General features: G+C 44.9%; 1 pseudogene. It reads right to left on the bottom strand.

Annotated features, from left to right (window positions below):
• Positions 1–526: pseudogene (locus tag ME3_RS07010) on the bottom strand (hypothetical protein); the annotation flags it as partial.

Here is a 526-nt window from a genome sequence, read left to right as displayed (position 1 = left end):
CAACAGCAGCAGGAGCAGCGCGCATAGCAGCAGGAGTAGCACGTATAGCAGCAGGAGTAGCACGTATAGCAGCAGCTATACCACGTCCAGCAGCAGCACCACCTGCTACAAAGGGACCTCCAACTATTGCAGGAACTAGGGTTGCCAAACCACCAACTAGATTACCGGTGACATAAGCATAAGGATGCTCTTTTGCCAACAATTTTTGATAATCACGCCGTCTCTTCACCCCGTCGTCATATGTTTCTTTCCCAAAAAGTGACGATGTTCCTGCTGCTATTTCATCATCATAGCCCAAAGTCGCTCCATGAACTGACCCCCATCCCAAAGCCTCCATAATACTCGTTTTAGGGCTATCTTCTTGTGTCGTTGGCTTATTATCACTTGCAACATAAGGATCGATCTTAAGAGAACCATTTTGCCTTGCTTTAGCAAGTAATTCCTTATTCCTTAAAGAAAACTCTCGAAGTTGTTCTGGGGTAAAGTCGCTTATATGACCAAGAACTTCAGTATTTTTATAAGGATC

Origin of the sequence: Bartonella melophagi K-2C (assembly GCF_000278255.1) — a bacterium.
Classification (GTDB): Bacteria; Pseudomonadota; Alphaproteobacteria; order Rhizobiales; family Rhizobiaceae; genus Bartonella; species Bartonella melophagi.
The sequence above is the reverse complement of the archived record's forward strand: the minus strand, read 5'-3'. Positions and strand labels throughout refer to the sequence as shown.